Genomic DNA, 15,877 nt, shown 5'->3' with positions numbered 1-15,877 from the left:
CCTGCGCTTCTGGGCATCCCGATGTCGAGTTCAGACCACTGGTGGGCCGCCCAAGGCGATAGGGTTCGGACTCCCTTCCACTGCCTCGGAATCATCATGTCCAAGCCGATCACCGTACTGCGCGACACCCACCCACTGCCGGTGCTGGACGCCTGCAAATGGGAAAAACTCGAAGGCGACCCCCACACCGTCAACCTCAATGCCTACACCAGCGAGGACGGCAGCAAGATCATGGGCACCTGGATCTGCACCCCCGGCAAATGGCGGGTGGAGTATGTGAAGTGGGAATACTGCCACTTTCAGGAAGGCTACTGCGTGATCACCCCGGACGGCCTGGAGCCGATCCATTTGCGAGCTGGGGATATCTTTGTGGTGGAGCCGGGGATGAAGGGGACGTGGGAAGTGGTCGAGACGGTGCGTAAGTATTTTGTGTTTGCCTGACGGCCAAAAACCCGGGAACCCGCTTGAGGCGGGTTCCCGGAAAATCCCCTATTGGGGCTTGCGATAGCTGTTGATGATCGCCGAGAAGTCCTTGCCCCCTTCCCCACGCTGGCTCATCGATTGATACAACTGCTGCGCCACTGCGCCGAGGATCACCGGCTGGTGCGCCTGGCGGGCGGCTTCAGTGGCCAGCCCAAGGTCCTTGAGCATCAGTTCCGCACCAAACCCACCGGTATAACCCCGGGACGACGGGGCCGTTTCGATAATCCCGGGCCATGGGTTATAGGTGTCCGAACTCCAGCAGCGTCCGGTGGAACTGTTGATAATTCCCGCCAGCACTTGGGTGTCGATACCCAGCGCATCGCCCAGGGCCATGGCTTCGCTGACGCCGACCATGGTGATACCCAGCAGCAGGTTGTTGCAGATCTTGGCGATTTGCCCGGTGCCGACTTCGCCGCAATGGACGATGTTACGGCCCATCTGCGCCAATACCGGTTGCAGAGTGGCGAACAGTTCCGGCGTGGCGCCGACCATGAAGGTCAGCGTCCCGGCCTGGGCACCGCCGGTGCCGCCGGACACCGGGGCATCGGCCATCACCACGCCTTGTTTTGCTGCCGCCGCGGCTACATCGCGGGCGGTCTGCGGGTCGATGGTGCTGCAATCCACCGCTGGCACGCCTTTGCCGATGCCGGCCAGCACGCCATCTTCACCGAGCCATACGCTGCGCACATGGGCCGCAGCCGGGAGCATGGTCACTACCAGCTCGGCGCCTTCTGCTGCCGCGCGCGGTGAGGCGCTGATGGTGCCGCCCAGTTCGGCCAGTTCCTTGAGCACGGTCTGGTTCAGGTCAAACAGGTTCAGCGCATGGCCGGCCTTGATCAGGTTGCGCGCCATCGGCGCGCCCATGTTGCCCAGGCCGATAAATGCAATCTTCATGGTCGTCTCCTCGATCAGCGCAGGTTGATGGTGGTGTTGACGCCATCGTTGACGCTGTCGTCGTCGAACCAGCGGCTGGTGACGGTCTTGGTCTGGGTATAGAACTGCACCACTTGCTTGCCGTACGGGCCCAGGTCGCCGAGTTTCGAACCACGGGAACCGGTAAAGCTGAAGAACGGCACTGGCACGGGGATCGGGATGTTGATGCCGACCTGACCGACGTCGATTTCGCTCTGGAACTTACGCGCCGCCGCGCCGCTCTGGGTGAACAGGCCGGTGCCGTTGCCGAACGGGTTGGCGTTGACCAGGGCGATGGCTTGGTCGAGGGTGTCGACCTCCAGCACCACCAGCACCGGGCCGAAGATTTCCTGGGTGTAGATCTGCATGTCGGTGGTCACGCCGGAGAACAGGGTGGGGCCGACGAAGTTGCCGTCCTCGAAACCTGGAACCTTGATGCCACGGCCATCCAGTTCCAACTTGGCACCTTCTTTCACGCCGCTTTCGATCAGGTCGAGAATACGTGCCTTGGCGCGCTTGGAGATCACCGGGCCCACATCGGTACCGGCTTCGCTGCCGGCATTCACCTTGAGTTTTTGCGCCAGGGCCTTGAGGTCCGGCAGCCATTGCTTGGCCGCGCCCACCAGCACCACCACGGAAGTCGCCATGCAACGCTGGCCGGCCGCGCCGAAACCGGCACCGACCAGGGCGTTCAGGGTTTGCTCGCGATTGGCGTCCGGCAGCACCACGGCGTGGTTCTTGGCGCCCATCATCGATTGCACGCGCTTGCCGTGTTTACCGGCAAGGTCGTAGACGTGAGTCCCCACGGCGGTCGAACCGACGAAGGATACCGCCTTGATGTCTTTGTGGGTGCACAACGCATCCACCACATCCTTGCCGCCGTGAACCACGTTCAGCACACCGGCTGGCACGCCGGCTTCGAGCGCTAGCTCAACCAGCAGCAGGGTCGACAGCGGATCCTGCTCAGAAGGTTTCAGTACGAAGGTGTTACCGCAGGCAATGGCCATCGGGAACATCCACAGCGGAATCATCGCCGGGAAGTTGAACGGGGTGATGCCCGCGCACACGCCGATCGGCTGGCGCAGGGTGTAGGTATCCACACCGCCCGCGACGTTTTCAGCGAATTCGCCCATCTGCAGGGTGCCGATGGAGCACGCATGCTCGACCACTTCCAGGCCACGGAAAATATCGCCTTCCGCGTCGGCAATGGTCTTGCCCTGCTCGGCGCTAAGGACCACGGCGATGCGCTTGGAGTGCTCGCGGATCAAGGCTTGCAACTTGAGCATGATGCGCATGCGCGCACCGATCGGCGTCAGCTTCCAGGTCTGGAAGGCGCGATGGGCGGCGTCAATGGCAGCGTTGACTTCTGCGGGGGTGGAAAACGGCACACGGGCCAGTACTTGCTGGGTAGCGGGGTTGACGATGTCTTGCCATTCGGTGGTCTTGGACTCGACCCACTCGCCGTTGATCAGCAGCTTGGCCTGTTGCACGGAAATATCGGCAGATGCGTTCATGTGGTCTCCAATTCTTGTAGGTATGCAGAGAACCAAGGCGTTGAATCGCCTTGAGGATGAGGCGTTCGGACTGTTTTTGGAGTATAGATGTGCAAACTTCTAATAAGAACGCACATAAAAGCCGGTCCAATATGCAAAAAAACATCACGTCACTAGGCTCCCTGAACTGGGATGACCTGAAGTTTTTCCTCGAAGTCGCCCGCACCCGCAAGGCCAGCGTCGCCGCCAAGCGCCTGGCGGTGGACTACACCACCGTGTCGCGGCGCATTACCTCCCTTGAAGGATCCTTGGGCACTCTGCTGTTTGAAAAATCCCGGACCAACGGCTTCGTATTGACCACCGAAGGCCAGCGTCTGCTGGGTTACGCCGAGTCCATCGAAAGCACCTTGCACATGGCCTGCGAACAGGTTTCCGGCTCCGGCGTGGCGTTGTCAGGCCACGTGCGCATGGGCTGCACCGAGGGTTTCGGCAGCTTCTTCGTCACCCCGCAACTGAGCCACTTCGTCGACACCTACCCGGCGATCTCCGTGGACATCCTGCCCCTGCCCCACTTCATCAGCCTGTCCAAGCGCGAGGCGGATATCGTCATTGCTCTTGAGCGGCCGGAGCATGGGCCCTACGTGTGCTGCAAACTGTGCGACTACAAGCTGCAGTTGTACGCGACCCAGGAATACCTGGACCAGCACCCGCCCATCCAGCGCGCAGCGGACCTGGCCGAGCATCCGTTTATCAGCTACGTGGATGATTTGGCGTTCAGTTCAGAGCTGCTGTACCTGGCCAACGTGGTGCCCGGCGCCAGCGCGAGCTTACGCAGTACCAGCGTGATTGCGCAGTACGTGGCGGCGCAGCAAGGGCGCTCGCTGGCGATCCTGCCGTGCTTTTTGGCAGCGCAGGATCCGCGGTTGCTGCCGGTGCTGGGCAAGGAGATCAACATTACGCGGCAGTTCTGGATGTACTGCCGCGAGGATTTGAGGAAGTTGAAACGGATCACCCTGCTGTGGGATTACATCCGTGAGGTGACGGAGCAGAATCAGCCGCTGTTGATGGGGGAAACGCGGGAGATGGTGTTTGCGGATTAAATAAACTGTGGGAGCCGGGCTTGCCCGCGATAGCAGTGTGTCAGTCACCCAATACATCAACTGATACACCGCTATCGCGGACAAGCCCGGCTCCCACATTGATTGCATTCCAACTCGAATTGCCCGAAAGCCAGACTAGTCCGCAATTACCACAATCGACACCCGGCGATTCTCGGTGCGCCCCGCCGCTGTCGCGTTGGACGCCACCGGCTCGCTGCTGCCCAGCCCGCGCAGTTGTACGTTTTCCTCCTTCATGCCAACGCCTGCCAACACGTGCGCGACGCTTTTGGCCCGGCGCAGGGAAAGTTGCTGGTTGTAGGTTTCCTTGCCCGAGGCGTCGGTGTGACCGTCAACCCGCACGCGTTCAATACCCACACCCATCAGCGCCTTGCCGATGCGCTGGACGATCTCGGTGCTGGGGGCATTCAGGCTTTCGACATCGCTGCCAAACAGTACCTTGCCCGACAGGCCGAAGGCCCAGCCCTCGTCAGTCAGTTCGAAGCCTTGCTGTTTGAGCACGGCGATTTGCGCCGGTGTCAGGCCTTTGGGCGGCGGTGTCTGGCAGCCACTCAGGGCGAGCAAGGCCACGAGCAAGGTGATGAATAAAAAGCGTGTGGTCGAGAACAAGGGATCAACTCCTGTGTTGAACGTTGGCGGCGGGAGACTCGGATTCCGCCGTTTGCTGACCACCCTGGGAGAGCCGTTTGGCCTGGTACATCGCCGCGTCGGCGGCGTTGAGCAGGTTACCGGGGGTGGCGCCATGATCAGGGTAGACGGCGATGCCGATACTGAGTGAGGTCAATACGTGGGCGTCGCCGGGCAGCGCAATGGGCGCGTCCATGCTGGCGATGATTTTTTCGGCAATGCGCTGGGCGTCCTCGAGCCTGTGCAGAGGTGACAGCAAGATGGCGAACTCATCGCCGCCCAGGCGTGCCACCAGATCGTCTTCGCGCAGTTGCGCACGAATGCGCGTGGCCACTGCCACCAATACCGCATCGCCAGCGGCATGGCCGAAGTTGTCGTTGATGTCTTTGAAGCGGTCGCTGTCCAGGAACAATACCGCCACTTTCTCGTTGAGCTTGGCGGCGCTGCGCAAGGCGCGGATCAGCCGGCCTTCGAAAAACGCACGGTTGGGCAGACCGGTCAGGCTGTCGTGGCTGGCCTGGTGGGCGAGGGTTTCGTTTTCGCTTTGCAGGTGGGTCTGCCAGGCCTCCAGTTCGTCGAGCAAGGCATTGAAGTCGTTGCCCAGGCTGTCGAGTTCGGCGATTTTCGCCGGCGGTACGCGCCGGTCAAACGCTCGCTCGCTGCGGGCGGCGTGGGCCACCGAGGCCAGGCTGTGCAACGGCCCCGTGATGCCGCGTAACAGACGCCGCGCCAGGTACAGTGCAACCCAGGCGCTGAGGGCGGTGCACACCAGGATCCCGGCGAGGCCGCTGAGCAGGAAGCGCAATAGGCTGCCGCCGTGGCCTGTCAGGTGCACGCTGCCGATGACCTGGCCCTGGTGCAGGATCGGCTGGGTGATGGGCTGCTCGAGCAAGGCATGCGCCAACTGAAGCTCAATCATCGACAGCATCCCGGTTTCCGGGCGCTCCCAATGTGCCAGTTGCTTGCCTTCAACGTTGAAGACTTCGGCCTCGGCCACCTCTTCTTCTGAGGCAATCACGGCCAATGCTTCAGTGGCCGCCGCGCTGTCGTTGAACACCACCGCCGCTTCCACGGTGTAGTTGATGGAGCGGGCGATCAGGTGCAGGTTGTGGTCGGCATACACCCGTAGCGCGAGCACGCCGAGCAGGGTCAGGGAAATACTCGCCATACCGACTGCCAGCAGCGCCAGGCTCAGGTGCCCACGCCCGATCACCGAACGCAAGGTAGGCCGCACTGGCCCTTTATTGATACTCATGACCCCGGCGCTCGACGTCGGGAAAGTTGCAGTACGCTCGGATGAATGCGCACACCGCTGCGGGCAACCGAGTCAAGGTTGACCTCGAACGACACCTGCTCGTCGGCCACCCGTAGGCAGAACAGGCTGCCCACGGTGCATTGATCGCCGCCTTCGCTGATGCTGAGCACCGGATGGCCGATCAGTGATGCGAACAGGCGGCTGCGCTCATCGCTGGCCAATTGGCCGATGTAAACGGCATCGCAGGCATTGGCGATGTCCGGATGGTCAGCCAGCAAACGCTGGACCACTACCGGACGGCCGGTAGCCTGGGTGGTGCCTTTGACCAGGTCATCGGTGTATTGGGTCGGCCCGACGATGCACAGGCGCAATTGGGCGGGTTCTACCGGCCAACGGGCGTAACTGAGGATTCCGAGGACCACCTGCGTGACCGACTTGGCTCGCTGATCAGCCATGCCGGCGAGGGGCTGGGCAAAAGCGAGAGGCGTGAAGATCCACAGAAGCGCCAACAGCAGCATTCGTCTCCAGCTCAAACTTCGCTCTGTGGGCGAGACAGCCACGTTCATGCAGCGATTCTCTTTGATCTTCTCGGGATGATGCCGCAACGATAGCACAACGGCGGAAAACCCCCGAGGCGACACCCAGGAGGATTCCGACATTTTATTAAGAAAAATCACACATTTGGATCAGAAAATTTAGATGACCCATCGGTCAGCTTCTTTATCGATCAAGTGCCCAGTTCCAGCATCAGTCCACTCAAGCGCTTCACCTTGCGACTCACCGCCTCTTCAAATACGCCCCCTCGGGGTTCGATCAGGCTGAACCAGTCCTTGGCCCGGGTGATACCGGTGTAGATCAATTCTTTGGTAAGCACCGGGTTCAGGGCATCCGGCAGAATCAGTGCGGTGTGGGTGAACTCAGAGCCCTGAGATTTGTGCACCGTCATCGCATAAACGGTTTCCACATCGTTAAGCCGGCTTGGCAGCACAAAGCGCACGCCGCCCTGCCCATCGTTACGCGGGAACGCCACGCGCAGCACCTGCGGCCCACCGTCGCTCTCGGGCAGTTTCAGGGCGATGCCGATGTCGCCGTTCATCAGGCCCAGGCCGTAATCGTTGCGGGTCATCAACACCGGGCGCCCTTCGTACCATTGCTGGTCGTTGTCGATCAGCCGGGCCCTTAGCAGCGCGGCGGTGATGCGCAGGTTCAAGCCCTCGACACCCCACGGGCCCTTGCGTACGGCGCAGAGCAACTGGAATGCATCGAAGGCTTTCAGCAGCTTTTGCGCCCAGAGCGTCCAGGCTTCGTCATCCCGTGGAGTGTCGAGGGACGGACGCGCCGTCTGCAGCAGCTTCAGGTAATAGCGATAACCGAGGGCACCTTCACCATGGCCGTCCAGCACCAGGCGCTCCAGGGCATGGTCGTGCTCGCCCTTGAGGCTGACGCAAAACAGATCGGCATGGCTGCGGGCGGCCAGCAATTTGCGGGCCTGTTCAGGGTTTTGCTGGTTGACCCAACGGGCCAATTGGCCGATGCCGCTGCCTTCGCCGAAACGCCGCGAGTAACGCAGCATCACCACTTGTTGCGCCAAGGGGTGGCTACCGTCGAGGTCTTCCTGCAAGCCGCTGGCGCCGAGGTCTTCGCCGCTGACCTGTTGCAGCCACTGGCGGGTTTGCGGGCTGTAGAAACCGGCTTCGGCATCGCGGCACAAATCACCCAGCACCGCACCGGCTTCAACCGAGGCCAACTGGTCCTTGTCGCCCAGCAGCACGAGACGGGCATGGGGTGGTAAGGCATCCAGCAGGTTGGCCATCATTTCCAGGTCGATCATCGAGGCTTCGTCTACCACCAGCACATCCAGGGGCAACGGATTGCCGATGTGATGTCGGAAGTGTCGGGTGCCGGGCCGGCTGCCCAGCAACCGGTGAACGGTGGTTACCTGGGTCGGGATTTTTTCCTTCACCGCATCCGGCACTTTCAGCGACAGCACTTGCTGGCTGATGGACTCGGTCAAGCGCGCGGCCGCCTTGCCGGTAGGTGCCGCCAGGCGGATGCGCAACGCGCTGCCGTTCTCTACCGCGGGTGCCTGCAACAGCGCGAGCAAGCGCACCACCGTGGTGGTCTTGCCGGTGCCCGGGCCGCCGGTGACGATGCTGAATGCACCGCGGGTGGCCAGGGCGCAGGCGAGTTTTTGCCAGTCGACAACGCCGTCCGGCGGGGCTTGGTCGAACAGGCGATTCAGGCGTTCAGGCAGATCGGCGGCAACGCTTTCCCGGGTGGCGAGTCGCAGGCGCAAAGCGCTATCGATACGTCGCTCGTAAGTCCAGTAGCGGCGCAAATACAGGCGTTTGCCCGACAGCACCAGTGGCCGGCTTTGCGCGTCCTCGCTGCCGTCGACGGACAGTGCCACCAGACGACTGGCGGCCAGGGCGTGGCACCAGTGAGCGCCATCCAGGCCGTCGAGTAATTGCGATGGCAACAGCATGACGCCGGTTTGCGCATCGCCTTCGGGCGGCAGCGACAGAGCAAAGTCCGGCGCCTTGAGGGTTTCGAACAGGTCCAGGCACACGTGGCCATGGCCCAGTTGGTGACTGGTCAGGGCTGCGGCCAGCAACACCAAAGGATCAGCCTGGGGATCAAGCTCATGGAGGAAGCCGACGAAGGCTTTATCCAACGCACGCAACCAGCCGCGCTGCACCCAGAGATCGAGCAATTGCACCAGGTCGGCGGCGCGACTGAGGGGCGTCAACTCCTCAAGCGGTAACGGCGACAGGCTCATAGCAGCTCTCCTTGTTCCCAGGCGGGCTCGGCCTTGGGTGGTAGCGGTTTGCCTTGGAACAGCAGGTCCAGGCCTTCGATCAATTCCCGGGGCGGACGGGTGAAATACGCGCCCTGGCTCGCGGAATGGGTGCCACGCAAGAACAGGTACAACGCGCCACCGACGTGGCGGTCGTAGTCGTAATCCGGCAGGCGAGCCTTAAGCTGGCGATGCAGGGCCAGCAGGTAAAGGACATATTGCAGGTCGTAACGATGATCGAGGATCGACAGTTCCATGGCCTGTTGTGTGTAGGCCGAATCGTCGGGACCGAGCCAGTTGGATTTGTAGTCAGCCACGTAGTAACGGCCTTCGTGCTCGAACGTCAGGTCGATAAAGCCCTTGAACATGCCGTTGAGCAGCACAGGTTCAGCCGACACGCGGGATACGCCATTGTGAGTGTGCTGGCACACCAGTTTGTCGAGTGCCAGGACGTCGACCTTGTGACTGGCGAACCAGAATTCCATTTCGATCTGGTAGTGCTGCAACTCGCTAAGGGCCATCTGCCCGTTGCCCAGCGGCAGCCGGGCTTGCAACAGGTGCCCGAGCCAGCCGCCGAGGGTGCCGATCCAGCCTTCCCATCCACGCCGGTTACAGCGGCGAGCGACCGCATCTTCGATGGCTTCGGGGGTGACGTCGAAGCCTTCGCCGCCCGCCCATTCCAGCAGACCATGGAGGAAGGTGCCGGGGTTTGGCCCGCGTGGGAAACGGTGAATATCGCCGCCGGAAGCTGGCACTTCTCGCGGTGCGTCCGGGTCGAGGCGTTCGTCGTCGAACAGCTTCTGCGCTTGTGGGCTTTCCGGTGCTTCGAGGCTGGCGGCGCTCATGCTTTCGCCGATGCGCAGAGCACTGTAGGAAGCGATCCACCAGTTTTCTGCCGCCTTGCGTTTGGGTAGCAGCGGCGCAAGCAAAGTGGCTTCGTTGCGCGGCGGGTGGAAGATGACCGCATCGGCTTCGGGCATCTCTGAGTAATGCAGCGCAGGGCAACCTTCCTGCAGGTCGAGCAGCCAGCGGGTCAGGCCGGCGGACTCGCCCAGTGAAGCACCGCCGCCGAGCAGGTAGCCCAAGGCCGACAGGTGCAACACCGAGCTGTTGTTATTGCCGCGCTTCAGGTCTGCGATCCCCAACCAGCAAGCGTGTTTGGCGCGGGTCAATGCCACGTAAAACAGTCGCAGGTCTTCGGCCAGGCGCTCGTCATCGGCTTGGGCGATCAGCTCGGCGGTGGGCTTGAGGCTGACTTGGGATTTGCCGTTTGCGTCGTGGTAATGCAATGGCAAGCGGCTGCCGTCCACCGGCTTTGCCGAGCAAATAAACGGCAGGAAGACCAGGTCGTACTCCAGTCCCTTGGACTTGTGGATCGTCACTACTTTGACCAGTTGCTCATCGCTTTCCAGGCGCAGGATCTGCTCTTCACCGGCCTGACCGGAGAGCGCGAGATGTTCGGCCAGATGGCGAATCAATGCCTGCTCGCCGTCCAGCTCCGCGGCCGCCTGTTGCAGCAATTCCGAGAGGTGCAGCAGGTTGGTCAGTACCCGCTCGCCATCGCTGCGGGTGATCAGGGTTTGCGGCAATTTGAAGTCGTGCAGCAGGCGGCGCAGCATCGGTAGCACGCCTTGGGTGCGCCAGATCGTGCGGTAGTCGCGGAACTGCATCACGCGTTTTTCCCACGCCAGTTCGTCCTGGTTCAGACGCTCCAATTCGGGTAGTGACAGGTTCAAGGTGACGCAGGCCAAGGCGGCGCGCAGCGGGCGCTCGACGTCCGGCTCGGCGCAGGCTTTGAGCCAGGCCAGCAGGTCGTGGGCTTCCTGGGCGGCGAACACCGAGTCTTTATCGGACAAGTAAACGCTGCGTACGCCACGGGCAGCCAACTCACTGCGCACAGCTTGGGCTTCCTTGCCATCGCGCACCAGGATGGCGATGTCCGACGGCAGAACGCCTTTGAAGCTACCGTCTTTGCCCAGGAATCCCGCAGCTCCCTGCTGGCCGCCGTTGAGTAATGCAACGATTTGGCTGGCGCAGGTCGCGGCCAGCTGTTGGCGGTAGAGCACGTTGGAGATCGGCTGGTCGGTGGGCAGGTGCCAGAGGTTCAGCGCGGGCAACGTCTGACCGTTGACCTGCAGTTGTTCCTTGCGGCCTTGAGACAATACCGACTGGAACGGCACCGGATTCGTACCGTCGGGTTCGCGGAACAGGAACGCGCCACGGCCTTTTTCTGCGCGCTGAAACACATGATTTACCGCCTCGACCATGGCGTGGCTCGAACGGAAGTTGGTGCCCAGGGTGTGATGGCGGCCGGTGGTGGATTGGCGCGCCCGCAGATAGGTGTAGATGTCGGCACCACGGAAGGCGTAGATCGCCTGCTTCGGGTCGCCGATCAGGAACAGGCCGCTGTCGAGGTGGTTTTCTTCGATGCGGTAGATGCTGTCGAAGATGCTGTATTGCACCGGGTCGGTGTCCTGGAATTCATCGATCAGGGCGACCGGGAATTGCTCGCGGATTACACTGGCCAGGCGCTCGCCGCCGTCGGCTTGCAGGGCGGCGTTGAGGCGGATCAGCATGTCGTCGAAGCCCATTTCGGCGCGCCGGCGCTTTTCTTCTTCGAAGCGTTTTCCTACCCAGCCGGCGGCGTGTTGCAGCACGGCGGCATCCGGCGTTGGCAGGGCGTCGAGGCTGGCCTTGAGGCTGGCCATGGCATCGATACCCGGATGGCGTGGTAGTTCGCCTTTCCAGGCTTCGGCCATGCCGTCTGGCGTCAGGCGGGTGAAACCAGTGCCGATGTCCAGTTGCTCAAGGGATTCATCAGCCGCCCAGGCGGTGATTTTTTCAAACCAGGGCTCGAAGTAACGCGCTTGCATCTTGCGACCATCGACGGCTTTGGCAGCGACGGCCTGGAGGCAAATGTTGCGCAACTCTTCTGCCCATTGTTGCCAGGGCGCCTTGAGCGCGACGAGGGCTTGGCGGCGTTCTTGTAGGCATTCGTTGATCAGCTCGGCGGGGTCGCGAGTTTCATCCATGGGCCGCTCGCTGTTGAACAACGCGCGTACCCGTGGCATCAGCGCTGCCGGGCCGCCCCAGTTGTTGCGCACCCAGTTCAATGCATCGTCATGCATCGGGTAGCAGAACAGGCGCCAGTAGTCGCGCAGCACTTCGCCGAGCAGGTCGCTGTGGTCGGTTTCCAGGGTCTGTGTGAACAGGCTGCCGCTGTCGAAAGCGTGTTCGCGCAGCATGCGCTGGCACCAACTGTGGATGGTCGAGACGGCGGCTTCGTCCATCCATTGGGCAGCGATATCCAGGCGATTGGCGCAGCCTGGCCATTGTTCGGGGCTGTATTGGTCGCGCAGTTCGGCGATCAGTGCATCGGGCTCTTCGATTTCTTCGCGGAAAAAACGCGCGGCTTCGGCCAGGCGGATACGGATACGTTCGCGTAGCTCTTTGGTGGCGGCATCGGTGAAGGTCACGACGAGAATTTGCGGCGGCAGCAACTCGCGGCCGAAGCCCGATTCGTCACCGCCGTGGCCGAGTACCAGACGCAGGTAGAGCGCCGAGATGGTGAACGTCTTGCCCGTGCCGGCACTGGCCTCGATCAGTTGGCTGCCTTTAAGCGGGAACGCCAAGGCCAGGGGTTTTGTGCCGCTCATGCGCTGGCCTCCGCGCTGGTGAGTGATCGCCAGGGGGCGTTGATCAACGGTCGATAGAGGGTTTCGCACCAGCCTTCGAACTCTTCGCTGGCCATCAAGGCAGCGTAGTCGGGGAACTGGCGGGTGAGCGCGGGACTTTCACGGCGCTCGCCGTCAGTGGTTTGGCCGTCGCCTTCGTAGGCTTTGCTGGCGGCGGCTTGCGCTTTGGCCGGGTCGGTTTGGCCGAGCCAGGCGAACGCTGTTTTAACGGCGATCGGCAGTGGTTCGCTCATGCCGGTTTTCCACGCGAGCAACAGGTTGACGAGGAGTTCCTGGGCGGTGGCTTGCTCCAGCGGGGCCAATAGCAGCGTGTCATCGCTGGCGACCAGGCCGGTACTTAGCGGGAGGCCGCAAGCGCAAGCCACCAAGTGGTTCACCCACGGGCGAATCAGGCGATGCCACTTGCGGGTCTTGATCGAGCCGATGCTGTTGGGGATGGCGGTGACGCTTAGAAAGCTGCCGTCGCCGCGTTGATGCAGGCCGCTGATCCAACCTTCCAGCTGGATGCCCTGATGCTCAAAACTGATCGGCTCGGCGCTGGTGTGCGGGGTGGGCCAAAGGGCCAGGAGCTGCTGGTAACGTTGCAGCAGATCAGGCAAAGGTTCTATCAGTTCTTTACGCAGGCATTCGCCGAAACCAACCATCGGCAACAAGCCACTGCCTTGCAGGCGCAGGGCCTGGGCGTTGAGGGCTTCGTCGAGGTTGTCGGGGCGCGTGAGTGCGGCCGTGAGCAAGCTGTCGCTCAAGCTATAGCGCTGCAGTGCGTCGAGGACGAAGGGTTCTTCATCTTCCAGCGGAACTTCGGCGGCTTCGAAAAACACTTTCAGGCGCTGGCTGAAGAAGTGTTTGACCGGGTTGCGCAAGAAGTCCTGTAGTTGGCCGAGGCTCAGCGGTTCTTCCTGGATGTAGGGTGCGAGGCTGCCGGTATCGGGCAGGCTGTCCGGGGTTGCGTGGAGCAACTGCCATTCGCGGGCGTAGCTGAACAGCTCGTCACCTTCGTGGAAATAGCGGGCGCTGAAGGGCTGGAGCGGGTGTTCCTGGGTGGTGGCTTCCAGGAGGGGGTCGCCACTGGTGGTGTGCCAACCACTGGCGATGTGGTCGCGCAACTGGCCGATCAGGACGGATGCCGGACGATCACTGTTGTCGCGGATGCTGCGGCCGACCCAACTGATGTAGAGTTGGTCGCGGGCCGAGAGCAGGGCTTCGAGCAGCAGGTAGCGGTCGTCTTCGCGCCGTGATCGATCACCTGGGCGGTAGTCGCTGCCCATCAGGTCGAAGTCCAACGGCGGTTGCGCGCGCGGGTAGTCGCCGTCATTCATGCCCAGCAGGCACACCAGCTTGAACGGGATCGCACGCATGGGCATCAGGGTGCAAAAATTGACAGCACCTGCGAGGAAGCGCTGGGACAGTCGGCCCTGGTCGAGCCCTGCCAGCCAGGCCTCACGGACTACGGTCAGGGGTAGCTCGTCGTGCAAGCCAACGGACTCGCAGGTCTCCAGCCAGGTTTCTCTCAGTTGCTCGAGTTGGCCCAGGAGGTAGTCGTCGTGCTCGTTGCTCGGGAGGAAAAACAGCTGAATCAGGTTTTGCAGGCGCTCGCCCCATTCTGTTGGCACGGCGGGTTGTGACAGTGCCTGGTGGGCGTCGTGCAGTGCGTCGAGCAGCGCGACCAGCGGGCCGATCAAGGCAGCGTCGAGGCCGCCGATTTCATCGTAAGGCTCGATGCCGTCGCAGGCAGATCCCGTACCGACGGCGTAGCCCAGGAGCATGCGGCGCAGGCCGAAACGCCAGCTGTTTTGCTCCAGCTCCTGGGGCAAGCCGAGACCCGCACGTTGTTCGGCGTTGAGGCCCCAGCGGATACCTGCGCCCTCGATCCAGCGGTGCAGGGTCGGCAGGTCGCGCTCCTTGATGCCGAAGCGTTCGCGCAGGGCCGGGACGTCGAGCAGGTCGAGGATTTCGCTGACCGGGAAGCGGCTGTCGGGGAGCTTGAGCAAGTGTTCGACGGCGATCAGCAATGGGTCGCGGCCGCGCTGGCCTTGGTCTGTCAGTGTGAACGGAATGAAGCGTAGGTCGCTTCTATCAAGTTGGCCGAATACGGCACGAATATGCGGCGCGTAGCTGTCGACGTCGGGGACCATGACGATGACGTCCCGTGGACGTAGCGTGGGGTCGGCGCTGAAGCGCTGGAGTAGCTGGTCGTGGAGAATTTCTACTTCGCGTTGGGCGCTGTGGGCTATGTGGAAGCGGATGGAAGTGTCGCGCTTCAGGTCGACGCTTGGCCAGAGTTCGCGGGTTTCGTTGAGCGGGCGCAGTTCGAGGATGTCGTCCTGGAGCTGGTTGAGCAAGGTGGTGGGCTCGCTCTCGCTGAACAGGTCGATACGGCCGTCGCGGAATGCCGAGCGGTAACTGTTGGGGTCGTCGTAGCTGTCCAACAGGTTGATGTAGTCGCGACCTTGCTTGCCCCAGGCAGCGAGCAGCGGATGGGCGTGCTGGTGCAGGGTCTGCGGATCGATGGTGACCGGCATTCCGGCTTTGCGGGCCTGGCGTTTGTATTCGTTTCGGAGCAGGTCTTTGTCGGCGACGATGTCGGACCAGTGGTGGCGACATGGGTTGTGCACGCACAGCAGCACTTGGCTGAAACGGGCGAGGCCGGCGAGCGCTTCCAGGGCTTGGGCTGGCAGGGAAGAAATGCCGAAAACGATCACGCGGGAAGGCAGGCCAACCGGGGCTTTTTCGAGGGTGTTGATGCGCTCGATAAAGCGCTGGTGGACACCGGCACGACTCTGGGCCATGCCCTCCTCTCCGACATCCAGCAGCAGGGCACGCCATAGTTCGGCTTGCCAGCAGTTGGCTGGGCTCAGGGGTTTGGATTCCCCACGGCCGTTGCGTAACTGATGGCGACCGGCAGCCCAGTCTTCCAGCCAGTCGGCACGGTAGACCTGGTATTGGTCGAACAGGTCGGCGAGGCGTTCTGCCAGTTGGTAGCGTTTGCGTAGGTCCGTGTCGTGGGTCAGGAAGCGTTGCAGGGGCTCGAAGTGGGGCTGGTCGATCAGTTCGGGGAGCAGGCGCATGAGACGCCAGGTCAGTGGGGCTTTGTCCAGCAGGGATTTGGCCGGGATTTCATCTTTGCCCAGGACCATGCGATAGAGCTGCCACATGAAGCTGCCGGGAAGTTGTACGTCGATTGCGGCAGCGATGCCGCAGCCGCCCATGTCGTCAGCTTCAGGGTCTTCGGCCAGCGCCAGTTTGAGCCATTGGGCAATGCCGTTGCTTTGTACCAGGGCGATTTCGTTTTCGAGGGGAGCCAGCGGGTAACGACGCATCCAACTGACAACCAGGCTGCGCAGCTCATCCAGGCGGTTACCGTGAACCACCATGAATCCAGCACTGAGGGACGTCGCATCCGGCATAACGGCTTCCTTGGGAAAAGCAAAATCGAGGGATGGACTTTAGCATTGAAGGCGGCTTCAAGCTGCAAGCGAGGTCGGCCGGAATGTTTT

The 15,877-nt window shown here is 62.2% G+C and carries 10 protein-coding genes; 2 read left to right on the top strand and 8 right to left on the bottom strand.

Annotated elements, in window-relative coordinates:
* The first annotated feature begins 96 nt into the window (after window positions 1-96).
* Window positions 97-441: a cupin domain-containing protein gene (locus JFU58_RS13475; RefSeq protein WP_003212331.1), complete on the top strand. Its 345-nt coding sequence runs from the start codon at window positions 97-99 to the stop codon at window positions 439-441.
* A gap of 48 nt (window positions 442-489) precedes the next feature.
* Here the strand turns inward: JFU58_RS13475 and mmsB are convergent, their stop codons facing one another.
* Window positions 490-1,377: a 3-hydroxyisobutyrate dehydrogenase gene (gene mmsB / locus JFU58_RS13470; protein WP_076013823.1), complete on the bottom strand. Its 888-nt coding sequence runs from the start codon at window positions 1,375-1,377 to the stop codon at window positions 490-492.
* Between the two features lie 14 nt (window positions 1,378-1,391).
* Entirely contained in the window at window positions 1,392-2,909 is a 1,518-nt protein-coding gene (locus JFU58_RS13465; RefSeq protein WP_201140897.1) for a CoA-acylating methylmalonate-semialdehyde dehydrogenase, read from the bottom strand.
* Between the two features lie 131 nt (window positions 2,910-3,040).
* Here JFU58_RS13465 and JFU58_RS13460 point away from each other — a divergent pair, with 131 nt between their 5' ends.
* The gene (locus JFU58_RS13460) at window positions 3,041-3,988 is read left to right on the top strand and encodes a LysR family transcriptional regulator (RefSeq protein WP_093202147.1); all 948 of its coding nucleotides are present in this window, start codon (window positions 3,041-3,043) and stop codon (window positions 3,986-3,988) included.
* Window positions 3,989-4,123: 135 nt separating this feature from the next.
* Here JFU58_RS13460 and JFU58_RS13455 read toward each other — a convergent pair whose 3' ends face one another.
* From JFU58_RS13455 to recC, 6 genes are all read right to left on the bottom strand, one after another.
* Window positions 4,124-4,615, bottom strand: coding sequence for an OmpA family protein (locus tag JFU58_RS13455; protein WP_177071955.1), 492 nt, complete (start codon window positions 4,613-4,615; stop codon window positions 4,124-4,126).
* A gap of 4 nt (window positions 4,616-4,619) precedes the next feature.
* Complete coding sequence (locus tag JFU58_RS13450) at window positions 4,620-5,888, bottom strand: diguanylate cyclase domain-containing protein (protein WP_201140896.1); 1,269 nt, start codon at window positions 5,886-5,888, stop codon at window positions 4,620-4,622.
* Window positions 5,885-6,454, bottom strand: a complete 570-nt coding sequence (locus JFU58_RS13445; protein ID WP_177071956.1) for a YfiR family protein — start codon at window positions 6,452-6,454, stop codon at window positions 5,885-5,887. Before JFU58_RS13445 ends, JFU58_RS13450 begins: the two co-directional genes overlap by 4 nt.
* Window positions 6,455-6,615: 161 nt before the next feature.
* Window positions 6,616-8,667: an exodeoxyribonuclease V subunit alpha gene (gene recD, locus JFU58_RS13440; RefSeq protein WP_201140892.1), complete on the bottom strand. Its 2,052-nt coding sequence runs from the start codon at window positions 8,665-8,667 to the stop codon at window positions 6,616-6,618.
* A complete protein-coding gene (gene recB, locus JFU58_RS13435; protein ID WP_201140891.1) occupies window positions 8,664-12,341 on the bottom strand; it encodes an exodeoxyribonuclease V subunit beta in 3,678 nt (1,225 codons plus the stop codon). Before recB ends, recD begins: the two co-directional genes overlap by 4 nt.
* Window positions 12,338-15,787: an exodeoxyribonuclease V subunit gamma gene (gene recC / locus JFU58_RS13430; RefSeq protein WP_201140890.1), complete on the bottom strand. Its 3,450-nt coding sequence runs from the start codon at window positions 15,785-15,787 to the stop codon at window positions 12,338-12,340. Before recC ends, recB begins: the two co-directional genes overlap by 4 nt.
* Window positions 15,788-15,877: the final 90 nt, after the last annotated feature.

Source organism: Pseudomonas sp. TH34, assembly GCF_016650865.1.
Lineage (GTDB): Bacteria > Pseudomonadota > Gammaproteobacteria > Pseudomonadales > Pseudomonadaceae > Aquipseudomonas > Aquipseudomonas yamanorum.
The sequence above is the reverse complement of the archived record's forward strand: the minus strand, read 5'-3'. Positions and strand labels throughout refer to the sequence as shown.